The following is a 243-nucleotide window of genomic DNA, read 5'->3' as shown; positions in this document are numbered from 1 at the left end:
GAATCATCACGGAAGTTAGGATTAATGTTCAGCAGGTCTTTGATGTTCTGAGAGAGCTCACGATACTGCAAGCTCTCCTTTGTGATAATCCGTAAGACCTTACCACTAGAATTACGGCGCAAGGCATAGTTATGCAGATTCAGAACACGGGTTACACCATCACGGCGAATTACAAGACAGTTTCCTGTGACTACCAGCAATCGGATAGCTTGAACTAACTGAGCATACGCTGCATTGTCGAAC

General features: G+C 44.9%; 1 pseudogene. It reads right to left on the bottom strand.

Annotated features, from left to right (window positions below):
* Positions 1-243, bottom strand: a pseudogene (locus V0R37_RS23075) (hypothetical protein); the annotation flags it as partial.

Origin of the sequence: Pollutimonas rozaliensis, assembly GCF_048751585.1 — a bacterium.
Lineage (GTDB): Bacteria > Pseudomonadota > Gammaproteobacteria > Burkholderiales > Burkholderiaceae_B.
The sequence above is the reverse complement of the archived record's forward strand: the minus strand, read 5'-3'. Positions and strand labels throughout refer to the sequence as shown.